The 14119-nt window shown below is 64.6% G+C and carries 13 protein-coding genes; 3 read left to right on the top strand and 10 right to left on the bottom strand.

Translation table 11 applies throughout. The annotated features are described in order from the left end of the window. Positions 1–56 precede the first annotated feature (56 nt). From FE851_RS03640 to FE851_RS03610, 8 genes are all read right to left on the bottom strand, one after another. Positions 57–2093: a tetratricopeptide repeat protein gene (locus FE851_RS03640; RefSeq protein ID WP_145199872.1), complete on the bottom strand. Its 2037-nt coding sequence runs from the start codon at positions 2091–2093 to the stop codon at positions 57–59. Beyond that, a complete protein-coding gene (prsR, locus tag FE851_RS03635; RefSeq protein WP_017184353.1) occupies positions 2090–3454 on the bottom strand; it encodes a PEP-CTERM-box response regulator transcription factor in 1365 nt (454 codons plus the stop codon). Before prsR ends, FE851_RS03640 begins: the two co-directional genes overlap by 4 nt. Further along, entirely contained in the window at positions 3454–5526 is a 2073-nt protein-coding gene (prsK, locus tag FE851_RS03630) for an XrtA/PEP-CTERM system histidine kinase PrsK (protein ID WP_145199869.1), read from the bottom strand. The genes prsR and prsK overlap by 1 nt, the downstream gene beginning before the upstream one ends. A 10-nt stretch (positions 5527–5536) precedes the next feature. Beyond that, positions 5537–6925, bottom strand: a complete 1389-nt coding sequence (locus tag FE851_RS03625) for a TIGR03013 family XrtA/PEP-CTERM system glycosyltransferase (protein WP_017184355.1) — start codon at positions 6923–6925, stop codon at positions 5537–5539. Positions 6926–7231: 306 nt separating this feature from the next. Continuing rightward, a complete protein-coding gene (locus tag FE851_RS03620; RefSeq protein WP_145199866.1) occupies positions 7232–7513 on the bottom strand; it encodes a hypothetical protein in 282 nt (93 codons plus the stop codon). 52 nt (positions 7514–7565) lie between these two features. Further along, positions 7566–8234: a sigma-70 family RNA polymerase sigma factor gene (locus FE851_RS03615; protein WP_019051748.1), complete on the bottom strand. Its 669-nt coding sequence runs from the start codon at positions 8232–8234 to the stop codon at positions 7566–7568. 119 nt (positions 8235–8353) lie between these two features. After that, positions 8354–8485: a hypothetical protein gene (locus FE851_RS26645; RefSeq protein WP_017184358.1), complete on the bottom strand. Its 132-nt coding sequence runs from the start codon at positions 8483–8485 to the stop codon at positions 8354–8356. Positions 8486–8566: 81 nt separating this feature from the next. Next, positions 8567–9358, bottom strand: a complete 792-nt coding sequence (locus FE851_RS03610) for a response regulator (RefSeq protein ID WP_019051747.1) — start codon at positions 9356–9358, stop codon at positions 8567–8569. Between the two features lie 289 nt (positions 9359–9647). Here FE851_RS03610 and FE851_RS03605 point away from each other — a divergent pair, with 289 nt between their 5' ends. Next, a complete protein-coding gene (locus FE851_RS03605) occupies positions 9648–9893 on the top strand; it encodes a NepR family anti-sigma factor (protein ID WP_130752523.1) in 246 nt (81 codons plus the stop codon). 103 nt (positions 9894–9996) lie between these two features. Continuing rightward, a complete protein-coding gene (locus tag FE851_RS03600; protein WP_145204079.1) occupies positions 9997–11508 on the top strand; it encodes a sensor histidine kinase in 1512 nt (503 codons plus the stop codon). Between the two features lie 55 nt (positions 11509–11563). Here FE851_RS03600 and tgt read toward each other — a convergent pair whose 3' ends face one another. Together tgt and FE851_RS03590 are read right to left on the bottom strand one after the other, a co-directional pair. Continuing rightward, a complete protein-coding gene (gene tgt, locus FE851_RS03595; RefSeq protein WP_145199863.1) occupies positions 11564–12694 on the bottom strand; it encodes a tRNA guanosine(34) transglycosylase Tgt in 1131 nt (376 codons plus the stop codon). 39 nt (positions 12695–12733) lie between these two features. After that, positions 12734–12913 carry a hypothetical protein gene (locus tag FE851_RS03590; RefSeq protein ID WP_017184363.1) on the bottom strand — a complete coding sequence of 60 codons (180 nt, stop codon included), beginning with the start codon at positions 12911–12913 and terminating at the stop codon, positions 12734–12736. Positions 12914–13150: 237 nt separating this feature from the next. Between FE851_RS03590 and FE851_RS03585 the strand changes: the two genes are divergently transcribed. Continuing rightward, entirely contained in the window at positions 13151–14113 is a 963-nt protein-coding gene (locus FE851_RS03585) for a crotonase/enoyl-CoA hydratase family protein (RefSeq protein ID WP_026002618.1), read from the top strand. Positions 14114–14119 lie beyond the last annotated feature (6 nt).

Raw genomic sequence — 14119 nt, 5'->3', positions numbered from 1 at the left:
TTCTCCAACGGAACAAGGGACACGCAACGCGACAACGCGACGCAAGGCGGAGGATTTTACAGCGCCGCCAGCGCGTCCACCGCCTCCTGCCGCCCCGCAAAATTGGTAGCCGCAGCCTGCCCCAGCGCCAGCTTCGCATCATCCTTGCGCCCGGCGGCGGCATAGGCCTGCCCCAGATGGAGTTGCAACACCGGGTGGCCGGGCGCCAGCGCCACCGCCTTTTCCAGCAGATCGACCGCCGCCGGCCCCTTGTCGCCGGTGCGCAGCAGCGTCCAGCCATAGATGTCGGCGGTCATCGGGTTGGCGGGCATCAGGCGATAGGCATGGGCGGCATAGGCCAGCGCGGACGGGCGATCCCCCATTTCCAGCGCGGCGCGGGCGAGGTCGGCCATCAGCACCGCGTCGCCATTCCCGGTCTGCGCCCGTACCGCCTGCAACAGGCGCAGCGCAGTGCGCCAGTCCTGCCGCTGCATGGCGACGGTGGCGGCAAGGCGCTGGGCTTCGGCGTCATTGGGATGCTGGATCAGGAAAAGCTGCACGACCTGCGCCGCGCGCACGGCATTGCCCGCCTGCCCCCATGCAGCGGCAAGACGCATGGCGGCGGCCCGGTCGAACCGGATATTGGCAGCAACCTCATAGGCGCGGGCGGCGTCGGCCGGGCGGCCCGCTGCGCCCAGCGCGTCACCGTGGATCAGCCAGGCGTCGGGCGCACCGGGATTGGCGCGGCTCAGCGATTGGGCGCGCGCCAGTGCTTCATCGGTGCGGCCAGTGCTCAGCAGCGCCCGGATATAGGGGATATTGTCGCGCGCGGTGGCGGTGCTGGCGGGCGGCAGCCCGCTGGCCAAAGCCGCGTCGCGGGGGCTGGCGAAGGAATCAGCAGCAGCACGCACCGGCCAGGCGGCGCGGGCCAGCATGTCGGCGGCCATCGCCCGGTCGCCCAATCCCTCCTGCGCACGGGCGGCCAGCGTCAGCACATAGGGATCGGCATCGCGCTGCGCGACGATCGGCGCCAGCATCGTGGCGGCGGCGGCATAATCGCCGGTCAGATATTGGGCGCGGGCCAGCAGGGTGCGGGCGGTGCGATTGTCGGGCTGCGCCGCCACCAGCGGGGCCAGCGCCTCGGTAGCAAGGACGGCGTTGCCCTCCTGCAAGTTCAGCACGCCGCGCAGCAGGCGAGTGGCCGGTTCATCGTCCAGCTGGCCCTGGGTCCGGTCCAGCAGCGAACGGGCCAGATCCGCCTTGCCCGCGCGCGCCGCCATCACCGCCTGCATCATCCAGGCGCGGGCATTGGCAGGGTCCAGCGCCAGGATGCGGCGCGTGAGGGCAAGCATCGCGCTGGCGGACCCGGCATCGGCCAGCGTCGCGGCATATTGCTCCATCGTCGGGATCGAATCGGGCCGAACCGCCAGCGCCCGGTCGAACCAGGGTAGCGACGCCGTCAGGCCATATTGGGCGCGGGTCAGCTCCCCGCGCAGCGTCAATGCCCGCGCATCGGCAGGGTTCAGCGCCACCGCCCGATCAGCCGCCGCAATCGCCCCCGCCTGATCGCCGGTCGCCAGCCGGAAGCGGCCAAGCTCGACCCAGTTTTCCGCATCATCAGGCGCGATCGCCAGCGCGTTGACCAGCGCTTTTTGCGCCCCCGCCATGTCCCCCTGCGCCATGGCGGCCCGCGCGATGACACGCGCAGCCATGTCCAGGTCGCTGTCGGGCACATCGGTGGCGCGCGCTTCCTTCAGCGCAGCGGCGGCATCGCCCTGCAACAACAGCGCCTGCGCCATGACGGCGCGGGTCTGCGACGGCGGCGCACCCAATGCGCGCGCGCGGGCCGCTTCGACCTGCGCCCCTGCCCCGTCGCCCAGTTCCACCAGCGCGCGCGCCTGCGCCTCCCGCGCGACCACGGATCGCGGCGCGCCCTTGATCGCATTCATCAGTTCGATCCGCGCCGTGCGCGCGTCACCCCGGTCGAGCGCCGCCAGCCCGCGCGCCAGCGCGGCGCTGCCGTCCCGTTCATGCACGCGCCATTGCCACAGACCCGCCACGCCCAGCAGCAGGACGATGATCCCGGCGATCAGGAAGATGCGCGTCCGGCTCATGCCTGCATCTGATATTGTTTGAGCAGATCGTAGAGGGTCGGGCGGCTGATCCCCAATATCTTCGCCGCGCCCGATATATTGCCGTCGGTGCGGGCGATGGCGCGGCGGATGGCGCGACGGTCGGCCATTTCGCGCGCGGCCTTCAGGTTCACGACCTCACCCCCGGCGGCGCGTTCCTCGTCCAGGTCCAGGTCGGCCGCCGTCACCAGCTTGCCATCGGCCATGATGACGGCGCGCTTCATGCGATTTTCCAGTTCACGCACATTGCCCGGCCAGGGCCAGGCGTCGAGCGCAGCCAGCGCGTCCGGGGCCAGCCCCTTGACCTGCGGGTTCATCTCTCGCGCGAAGCGCGCCAGGAAGTGGCGGGCCAGCAGCGCCGGATCGCCGGGCCGGTCCTTCAGCGCGGGTATGCGGATGACGATTTCGGCCAGGCGATAATAGAGATCCTCGCGAAAGCTGCCCGCCGCGATCATCTCCTCCAGATTCTGGTGGGTGGCGCAAACGATGCGGGTATCGACCGCTATCGGGTTGCGACCGCCGACCCGTTCGATCGACCGCTCTTGCAGGAAGCGCAGCAATTTGACCTGGAGCGCCAGTGGAATGTCGCCCACTTCGTCGAGGAACAATGTGCCGCCCTGCGCCTGTTCGATCTTGCCGGGCGTCGTCTTGACCGCGCCGGTGAACGCGCCCTTTTCATGGCCGAACAGTTCCGATTCCAGAAGCGTCTCCGGGATCGCCGCGCAATTGATCGCAACGAACGCCCCGTTCCGGCGTGGGCTGGCATCATGCAGCCCCTGCGCCAGCAACTCCTTGCCAGTGCCGCTCGCCCCCAGCAGCAGGACGGAAACCTGCGCGCTCGCAACCCGCTCGATCGTGCGGGCCACCTTCATCATTTCGGGCGCAGCGCTGATCAGGCGGCCCAGCACCCGCCCATCATCCGGCGCGGTGTCGGCCAGCCGGGCATTTTCCCGCTCCAGCGCATGAACATGAAAGGCGCGGCGGACGATCATGCCCAGTTCGTCAATATCGACCGGCTTCTGGTAAAAATCATAGGCGCCGCCCGCAATCGCATCGAGCGCGCTTTCCCGCGCGCCATGGCCGGACGCGACGATCACCTTGGTATCGGGCTTGATCCGCAATATCTCCGCCAGCGTCGCAAAACCCTCGCTGGTGCCGTCCGGGTCCGGCGGCAGGCCAAGGTCCAGCGTCACGACATCGGGCGTTTCCGCGCGCAACATCTCGATCGCTTCGTCCCGGTCGCCCGCTATGAACAGCCGATAATCCTCATAGGCCCAGCGCAACTGGCGCTGGAGACCGGGATCATCCTCGACGATCAGCAATTTGGGGCGGGTGTCGCTCATCAGGCGGCTCTCTCTTGTCTGTCGTTCCGGGGGGCGAGCGGCAGGCGCAGGGTGAACCGGCTGCCGACGCCCATCTTGCTTTCAACGTCGATCCGCCCGCCCATGGCCTGCGCCAGCGCGCGCGCCTCGAACGCGCCAATGCCAAAGCCGCCCGCCTTGCTGGAGGAAAAGGGCTTGAACAGATCGCGGCGGATATATTCCGCGCTCATGCCCCGGCCATGGTCGATAATCTCCACCAGCACGTCGCTGGCATCGGCGGACAGGCGCAGATCGACCGGGCTGTCGGGCGCGCTGGCGTCGATGGCGTTCTGAAGCAGATGGGTGAGTATCTGTTCGACCCGCGCCGGATCGGCCAATGCCAGCGGCGCGGTGCCAACGACATTGACCGGATGCTGGCGCGCGCGGGTGCGGGCGACCTGATCGGCCATGTCGCGCAGGGACAGCGGACGAGGCTCCTCCGCCTTGCCCTTGTTATGCTGCGACAGGCGGGCGAGCATATCGTTCATCTTGCCGACCGATTCCTGCAAGGTCAGGATCATGTCGGCGCGGAAATCCGGATTGTCGGCATGGCGCTGCGCATTGCGGGCGAGCAGCGAAAGCTGGCTCACCAGATTTTTGACGTCATGGATGATGAAGGCGAACCGGCGGTTGAACTCCTCGAACCGCTGCGCATCGTCCAGCGCCTGCTGCCCCTGCGCCTCGCTGATATAGGTTGCGGCCTGCCGCCCGGCAGCGCGCAGCATGTCGAAATCCTCCCAGTCGAGCCGCCGGTCGATCGGCGGGCGGGCCAGCAGGATGGCGGCGATCAGGCGGCCATAATGGACCAGCGGCACCAGCGCCCAGGCGCGCCGGTCCTGCGTCAGCCAGTCGGGGAATATCAGCGCGCCATCGCTGGCGCGGGGCTTGCCAAGATCGATGATCCAGCCGCTCCTTTCCCATGCCGCCACCATGTCAGGCGTCAGCGCAGCGCCATCGGGCAGGCCGCCGTCCCAGTTCCAGTGCGCCTCGAACGTCAGCGCATCCTGTTCGTCGCGCAGCATCAGCATGGCGGCGGGCGAATCGGTGATGTCGGCCACGGCCTTGGCCACGCGCTCGCCCAGTGGCGCGGCATCGTCGCCGGGGCGGCCGATCGTCTCGCCAAAACGCATCCATTCGGTGCGATAGTCATAGCGATGCTGGAAGAAATGCTTGGCGACCTGCACCTTCCACAGCGCGCGCATCTGGGGCGATGGCAACAGCACCAGCGCGGTGACGGCGGTGAAGAATACGGCGCCGATTTCCACCACGCGGGCATAGGGGCCAGCGATCAGTTCGATCAGGATCGCCGCTGCCGTCAGGACGATGACGTAGAGGGCGATGGCGAAGAGCGAGAGCGACTGAAAGGTCAGCGTTCGCGAAAGTTGCAGGCGGCCCGCCATATCCTTGTGCATGCCCACCGCGATCACGGGGGCCAGCAGCGCCATCAACACGCCCCGCAGGGCGTAAAGTTCGCTGACCCTGGCCGGCGCGAAATAGCAGAGCACATAGAGATTGAGGTCATAAGTCCACATCGCCGCCAGCGCGCCGAGCAGCAGCGCCACCCCGACCCGCTCACGCGAGGGCCAGTTGGTGTAGAGATGATGGACCAGCAGCAGGCTGCCGATCGCGGTCATCATCCGCAGCACCAGCGACACGTTGACCAGCGCGCGATGCATCTCGCTGTCGGGCGACAATTGCCGCCAGATCAGATCGGTCGATGTCTGGAGCAGCAGCAGCCCGGCAACAGCGGCGTAAAGCGCGCTGATCGCCAGAATCGGTCCCGCCCGGCCCACCGGCCCGCGCCGCAGCATGACGAACATCGCCAGCAGCCAGGCGGCATTGCGGATGCTTTCGCCGATGCCGCTCAGCGGTTTGGAAACACCGCCAAAAGATATGTAGAGCGCCCAGCAGCTGGTAAGCAGCAGCGCGACCGCCAACATGCGCGGTTCAACGGCCTCTTCCCGCCGCCGCAGGATGAAGATGCCCAGCGCCGCAAACAGCACGGCCGCCAGCGCATGGCCCCAATCGCCGACAAATTGAAGCAGCGTGCCCATATCGAGCGCCTCAGCGCGCGCCGTCGGGCCAAAGGACAACCCGCAGCGTCTGGATCAGGATCAGCAGGTCCAGGAAAGGTGTGTAATTTTTGGCGTAGTAAAGATCATATTCCAGCTTGTGCCGGGCATCCTCGATCGACGCGCCATAGGGATAGTTGATCTGCGCCCAGCCCGTGATGCCGGGCTTCACCATATGGCGCTCGGCATAATAGCGCAGATGCTGTTCCAGATCCTCGACGAACTGGCGGCGTTCGGGGCGCGGGCCGACGAAGCTCATTTCGCCCTTCAGCACGGTCCAGGTCTGGGGCAGTTCGTCGATCCGCAATTTGCGCAGCCAATAGCCAAGCCGGGTGATGCGCGGATCGTCCTTTTCCGCCCAGACCGCCTGTCCATCGACTTCCGCATCGGTCCGCATGGTGCGCAGCTTCACGATCCAGAATTCCTGGCCGAACAGGCCGACACGCTGTTGCCGGTAGAAAGCCGGCCCCTTGCTGTCCAACTTCACCAATATCGCCGCGATCAGGATGACCGGGCCGGTCAGCGCCAGCAGCAGCGCACTGGCCAGAATATCGAACAATCGCTTGGCGAAGCTGGATATGCGGCGACCGGCGGAAAAGCCGTCCGAAAAGATCAGCCAGCTGGGATTGACGCTGGCGAGGTCAACGCGCCCCGTCTCCCGCTCCAGAAAGGTCGACAGATCGTTGACATGGACGCCGGTGGTCTTGATCCGCAAAAGGTCCGCCATCGGAATGGCGTTGCGCCGTTCCTCCAGCGCCAGCACCACTTCGCTGGCGTTCAGGCGGACGACGAAATCGGACAGGTTATAGATGGCGCTGCGGTTGATCGCTTCCTGCACCACCTGCGGCCCGTCATTCATGGCGATATAGCCCACGACGAGATAGCCAGCGCCCTTCTTCTTTTCCAGTTCGCGGATGCGATCGGCGCGATTGCCAGCGCCCAGCACGACCAGCCGCCGCTTGAACGCTTCGCCGCCCAGCATCGAGCCGAGCACCAGCCGGACCGCCAGCAGCAGACCCATCGCCAGCCCCATGGCGTAGAGCGAATTGGAGCGCCACAGCGTCATGCCGGGCAGCAGGAAATAGAGGACGGAGAGGAAAATGACGCCCAGCGACACCGCGACCAGCAAGCGCGCAAAGGCGAATCGGATGGATTGCAGTGCTTCGGTGCCATAGACGCCGACCGCGATCATGCCGGTCTGGATCGCGACGGCGAAGCTGAGCAATGGGCCCATGCGGGTCATCACATGATCGATATCCATGCCGATCTGGCGCGCGCGCAGTATCCAGCCGCCCTCCGCCGCGCACAGCAGCAGCACGAAATCGAGCAGCCCCAGCAGCAGCACGGCATGCGGCACATAATGTTTGAACAGCCTGATCATCGTCGCACTATCGGTCCCGGTGGTGTCGGACTTGGCCTTACAATGACTGTAAGAAAATCCGACAGGGCCATACCCTGCCCGAAAATGGCAAAGAAATCCTGAATCTGTGCGCCGATCGCGGTCAACCCATGTTGAGCCATGGGGATTATCGGCTCTTAAAAGTCTCGCCTTCGCCCCGATCGGCTCCGTCGCAGAATTATGGGCGACCCCCGACTGTGAAGGGACCGGCTTTGTGTGATGGGATGGGGATGGCGCACGCGATGATTGCGCGCTCCACACGCTTTACAGCTTCAGCGCATCGCGCCGCTATTGATCCGCCGCTTTCGATCCGTTGCCGTCGCGTAATTTGTCCGCTGCATTCTTGGCCGCGTCACCGACCAGCTTGGCCGCATCATCGACCGATTGCGCGGCGCTCGTCACGGCTTCGGCCTGGCGATTATCGCGACGATCGTTGGTCAGATAGAAAAAACCGATGGCCAAAATCAGCGCGAGCGCAACCAGCGCAAACACGACCCCGCTGCCACGCGATGGCTCGGTGGTGGTGAAATGAGTCGGCGGATCGTCCCGTTCTAAGGGGGTATCGCCCATAGTGCGTCTCCTTATGCGAGCTACAACGGGCAAGGTCGGGCGATCGTTCCGGTCAGTCCTCCAGCGGGCCATGATCGCGGCCCCGGCTGAGCCGATCAACATCATCCATGATTTCGTCCAGCACCGCCGTTTCGGTCGTTTCCTGGCTGCGGCGCGATGGCAGTTCCCCGCTTTCGAGGATCTGCTCCAGCGCGGCGCGACCGCGGGCCACGCGGCTCTTGATCGTACCGACGGCGACGCCGCAAATTTCGGCGGCTTCCTCATAGGCGAAACCGCCAGCGCCCACCAGGATCAGCGCCTCGCGCTGCGGCTGGGGTAGCTGTAGCAGCGCGCGCTGCATGTCGCTCAGTTCGACATGCTTATCCTGCGACGCAGGTGCCGCAAGGATGCGATCGGCGGTCAGGTCGTCCCAGTCGCCACGAAAGCGCGAACGGCGCATTTGCGACAGATAATGATTGCGCAGGATGATGAAGGTCCAGGCGCGCATGTTGGTGCCAGCCTGAAAGCGCTGCCGCGCCGCCCAGGCCTTCAACAGGGTTTCCTGCACCAGATCGTCCGCCGTATCGCGGTTGCCCGACAGCGACCGGCCAAAAGCGCGCAGATGCGGAATGACCGCGGCAAGCTCACGCTTGAAGTCGGCGTCCGACAGTGGCGCCCGGTCTTCGGCCGACACAATCTCTGCGCCGATAGCGTCGTGGCTGTCGCCAACATGATCAGTCATGGGTACGCCCCCCTTGCTGGTTGCCGTCCTCATCCCATGAACCGACATCGTCAAAGCCATAAATGCGCCCGCATCCTAAATCATGTGCCGTCAAAAAGCAGTTTCCGCAATCCGCGCCGTCAGCGCCAGAGAACGAAGAGCATCACGATGACGGCGAGTGCCAGCGAAATACCCAGCACATACCGCACGACATGCTCCGTCGACCCGCTGCGCGCGTCTTCGGTCGCGATATGCTTTTCAGGTTCAACCATTGCCCGTCTCCCGATCGTTACGCCTCATTAACGCCAGCGATGATCGGGAGTTCCAACATTGCGTCATAAAGGCGGCGCCGTTCAGGCCGGCGCGGTCGCCTCGTCAAAGAATAAAGCCTGCGAAATCGCTGCCTTGACGGTCGATCGCTGGAACGGCTTGGTGATCAGGAAGGTCGGTTCGGGCCGTTCGCCCGTCAGCAGCCGTTCCGGGAAAGCGGTGATGAAGATGACCGGCACGGAGAATTCGGCAAGAATGTCCTTCACCGCGTCGATGCCGCTGCTGTCGTCGGCCAGCTGAATGTCCGCCAGCACCAGCCCCGGACGATCGGCCAGCGCTTCACGCACCGCATCCTCCGCCGTTACGGCGATGGCGGTGACGTCATGCCCCAGATCGCGGACGATGGTTTCGATGTCCATCGCGATGATCGGCTCATCCTCGATGATCAGCACCTTGGCGCGTGTCTGCGCCTCGATCTCGCCCAGCGCTTCTTCGACCAGCGCTTCCACATCGGCGCTGCTCATGTCGATCAGATAGGCTACATCGTCGATGGTGAAGCCTTCCAGCGCAGTCAGCAGCAAAGCCTGACGCGGCAGCGGGGTCAGGCGGGCAAGGCGCGCCTGCGCAATCGCTTCGCGGCTGCCGCCGACCGACATCGGAATATCTTCCAGATGAGAAGAGGACCAGATGGCGTGGAAGGTACGATACAGGCCCAGACGAGGATCGACGTCGGACGGAAATTCTTCCGGCGCGGCGACGATCGCTTCCAGCGTCGCGCGGACATAGGTGTCGCCATGCGCCTGGCTGCCAGTCAACGCACGAGCGTAGCGCCGCAGGAACGGAAGATGGGGGTGCAATTGCTGTCCAAGCGACATCGTCAAATCTTCTCCCTGCCCAAAATGGGCGTAAAATCCCGAAGCATCGGTGCCTGCCTATGGCGGCATGGGAAAGGATGGAATGTCACTGCCGTCATGGCAACCCCCTGCCCCCAAACATAGCCAAAAGCGCGGCCGTAGAAAAAATGCTTCACTCGCCGGAACCATCAACGGGCAGATTTGTTTCGCAGCCATATGGATTTTTCGATTTTATCGTGAATTTTGTATCAATCGCGTAGAACGGCGAATTGACGTTCTATAAGAATCCCGCAAATACGGGCAGACTGGCGTGTCGGATATTGCTTCAGAGGGGCTCATTTTGGTTTCTTCATCGACGGAACGTAAGGCGGCGGGAGGGGGCAAGCCAGATGGCGTGACCAGCCCGGACAGCGGCCAACCTGCCGCTTCGTCACGCCGCAAGCGTGCCCCCAAGGAAGATGGCCATGTGTCCCAGGCGCTCCGCACCGTGTATCAGCGCGCCGTGGATGAAGATATTCCCTCCGAAATGCTCGATCTGCTGAGCAAGCTGGACTGATACAGCCATGAACGGGGGCAGCCTTCCTCCGGCCGCCCGCACCGGAGCCGCCCGATTGCCGGGCGTGCCGTTTGCCGGTCTGCTCCGGTCAACGGGCGTCAAGATGTTCCTCATCCTGACGCTGGCCCTTTTGCCGCTGGGGCTGATCGCGCTGATCGCCTCGCTTCAGGCGATCCGCACCGCCGATCTTGAAAAGGACGCCCTGCTCCGCGTCGCCGTGACGCAGAGCGCGCGCAAGCTGACGGCGGATCTGCTATCGGACCGGACGGCACTGGAACTGACCGTCAACACCCTGGCCAACGACGGTGGCGACCAGAGTATCTGCCAGCGGCTGGAGCTTTTCCTGACCTCGCATGACCGCGATGGCGGGCTGTTTTACATCTACGACCGGCGCGGCAGGCGCCTGTGCGGATCAGCCGCGCCGGAACCGGCTGGCATCGTCTTTGGCGCCCGCTTCAAGGGCAGGGCTGCGCAACTCCTGCCCGCATCGAACGTGCTGGTAAGCCGGGTCCGCAGCCGCAATGGCAAGCTGGTCGGCCTTGCCTATTATTCGCAGGCGCATCTCGAAAGCGTCGCCGATCCTGCAACCGCCTTGCAGAACCGGCAGCTCACCCTGCGGCAGGGCGACGCGCGCATGGTCATCAGCCGTCCCGGCGGTGCGCAGATCGCTGGCCGCGCCAGCAGCCTGTCGGCGCGGCTCGACCCGCCCGACATGGTGCTGACCATGACGGTGCGCGATCCGCCGGCGACCCTGGCGCGGATGCTCTCGCTTTTCCTGCCGCTCGTCATGTGGTTTGCGGCGGCGGCGGTCGGCTGGTTCGTCGTCAATCGCCTGTTGATCCGCCCGCTGGTGCTGCTGCGCCGTTCGGTTGCGGCCTATCATCCGGGCGAAGTGCTGGAGCCGCTGCAAAAGGTGCGCACCCCGGCGCAGGAAATTGTCGCGCTGGGCGAAACCTTCCGCGAAATCAGCGAAGATGTCGCCACCCATGAAGCGGAAATGGCGCAGGGGCTGGAAACGCAGCGCAAGCTGACCCGTGAAGTGCATCATCGGGTGAAGAACAACCTTCAGATCATCGCCAGCCTGATCAACCTGCACGCCCGATCGGCCCATGATCCCGAAGCGGTGGAAGCCTATGCCTCGATCCAGCGGCGGGTCGATGCGCTTTCGGTCGTCCACCGCAATCATTTCGCCGAGCTGGAGGATAATCGCGGCGTGGGCGTGCGCCCGCTGATCAGCGAATTGTCCGCCAGCCTGCGCGGCACAGCGCCCGCGCAGGCGCGCCGCTTCGGCATTCAGATCGACGCGGACGACCTGCATATCAGTCAGGATGTTGCCGTGCCGATCGCCTTCCTGCTGACCGAACTGGTCGAACTGGCGATGATGCTGGACCCCCAAGGCACGATGCGGATCGCGGTACGGGCGGTGGCGGATCGCGATGATCGTGCGCTGCTGAGCGTCCGGTCGCACGGGCTGCGCGGATCGGACGCGATGACGGTCCATCTGGCCGAACGCTATGGCCGGGTGCTGACCGGCCTGTCGCGCCAACTCCGCGCGCCGCTGGACCATGACGCCGAAGAGGGCGGCTACAAGATCGAGATCAGCGTCATTCCGTGAAGTTTGAATGCCTCACCTTGCCCCGTTTGGGACTTTCACGCCAAAATCATCACGCTCAGGCGCGTTGGTAATCGCGGCGGAAATCGGCGGCGAAGGCAGCGAACTGCCCGGCCGCGATCGCGTCGCGGATTGCCTGCATCAGCGATTGGTAGAAATGGATGTTATGCTGCGTCATCAGCATCGCGCCCAGCATTTCTCCGGCCTTCACCAGATGATGGAGATAGGCGCGGCTCCAGGTCGTGCAGACCGGGCAGGTGCAGCGCGGATCGAGCGGCCCTGTATCTTCGGCAAAGCGCGCATTGCGGATGTTGAGCGGTCCCGCCCAGGTAAAGGCCTGTCCGTTGCGGCCCGACCGGGTCGGCAACACGCAATCGAACATGTCGATGCCGCGCTCCACCGCCCCGACAATATCGTCTGGCTTGCCCACGCCCATCAGATAGCGCGGCTTTTCCTGCGGCAGCATGTCCGGCGCGAAATCCAGCGTGGCGAACATCGCCTGCTGCCCTTCCCCCACCGCCAGGCCGCCCACGGCATAGCCGTCAAAGCCGATGTCGATCAGTTGCTGGGCCGATTGCCGCCTTAGCCCTTCGTCCAGCGATCCCTGCTGGATGCCGAACAGGGCCGCACGTTCCGCATGATCGCCGCCAGCATCAAAGCCGTCGCGCGAACGTTTCGCCCAGCGCATCGATCGTTCCATCGAGCGTGCCGCCTCGTCATGGGTGCAGCCATTTTTCGTGCATTCGTCGAACGCCATCACGATGTCGCTGTCCAGCAACCGCTGGATTTCCATCGACCGTTCCGGGGTCAGCATATGCTTGGACCCGTCGATATGGCTGGAAAAGGCGACGCCCTGCTCGCTCATCTTGGTCAGTGCGGACAGGCTCATGACCTGATAGCCGCCGCTGTCGGTCAGGATCGGCCGGTCCCAGCCCATGAAACCGTGCAGGCCGCCCAGCCGCGCCATACGCTCTGCGCCAGGACGCAGCATCAGATGATAGGTGTTGCCCAATATGATGTCCGCCCCGGTCGCGCGCACTTCGGCCGGGCGCATCGCCTTGACCGTGGCGGCAGTGCCCACCGGCATGAAGGCGGGCGTACGGATCTCGCCGCGCCGCATCTGGATCGCGCCAGTGCGCGCCTTGCCGTCAGTAGCGGCGATGGAAAAGGAAAAACGGGGCTGGGTCACGCGCGCCGTTTATGAGCGAACGGGCGCTGGCACAAGGGTTCAGCCCGCCTTGCGCACACCTTCAAACAGCATCAGCGCATCGACGTTGAAGCCTTCGACCCGGCGATAGGGACCGATGAAGCGCAGGCAGTCCGCCGACAGGCGCAACGGCCATGCCGCACCCGTCGCATCGTGGAGGGCCAGCGTGACAAATTTGGAGTCCTGATCGCGGTCGTTCATTCGACCGTTGCTAATTAATAAAGGTTAACAAAGGCCTGAGCGACGATCAACAGAGGCCATGGCAGGTCGATTTGTTGCATTTCCACCACAGCGAGTCGCATTCGGGCCGATTTGTGACGACGCGTTTGCAACAGTGCTGAGCAAAAATAGTTAACGCTCTGTTCATTGATGGAGGGTTCATTGCATCCTCCCTGCGAGCCTGTTCTGTTCAGTCGTAATAGAAAAACGGGGACGCACATGATTGATTCAGGACGGTTTAATCCGGCAAGGGACGTGGTCGAGACCGCGAGTGAGGAGCATTTTGCGCCTGACACCGATCAACCCGCCTTTTCCGTAGCGGAAATTGCGGTTCCAACCAGCCGCTCCACCCTGTTCGATCTGGGCCAGATCGACGTGCGCTGGGACGAGGAGCTGGCAACATTGTGGGCCTTCATGACTCCGCATGAACGACCCAATTCCAATCTTGGCCTGATTCGCGACACGATGGCGTGGCAGCGCGAAAGCAAGCGCGTCTATGGCGGTGCCGACGGCAGCGGCCGCGACGGTCCGCTCAAATTCATGGTATTGGGGTCACGCTTTCCCGGCGTATTCAACCTGGGCGGCGATCTGGAGATGTTCGCCGAGTGCATCCAGCGCCGCGACCGCGCCACCCTGCTCAGCTATGGCGTCGCCTGTTGCGAGATCGTCGATCGCATCTGGCACTGCAACGACATGAGCATCATCAATATCGGTCTGGCGCAGGGCGACGCGCTGGGTGGCGGGCTGGAGGCGCTGATGTGCTTCGACGTCATCATTGCCGAGCGTCAGGCCAAGTTCGGCCTGCCCGAAGTGCTGTTCGGCCTGTTCCCCGGCATGGGCGCCTATTCGATATTGTCGCGGCGCGTCGGCCCGGTGCTGGCGCGCGAGATGATTGCCGAGGGGCGCATCTACAGCGCGGACGAGATGTGCGAGATGGGCATCGTCGCCAAGGTCGTCGAAACGGGCGAGGGTGAAGCGGCGACCGCGCAATGGATTCGCGACCATCGCGCCCATCATGCCGGTTATGTGGGCATCAACCGGGCGGGTCGGCGGGTCAATCCGCTGACATTGGCCGAACTGACCGATATTGTCGAAACATGGACCGACACGGCGCTATCCCTGTCCGACCGCGACCTGCGGATGATGCGTCGGCTGGCGTCGGCGCAAACCAAGCTGCGCTGAAGCAGC

Source organism: Sphingobium sp. B2 (assembly GCF_007693735.1).
Lineage (GTDB): Bacteria > Pseudomonadota > Alphaproteobacteria > Sphingomonadales > Sphingomonadaceae > Sphingobium > Sphingobium xenophagum.
This window is presented reverse-complemented; position numbering and strand designations above follow the sequence as displayed.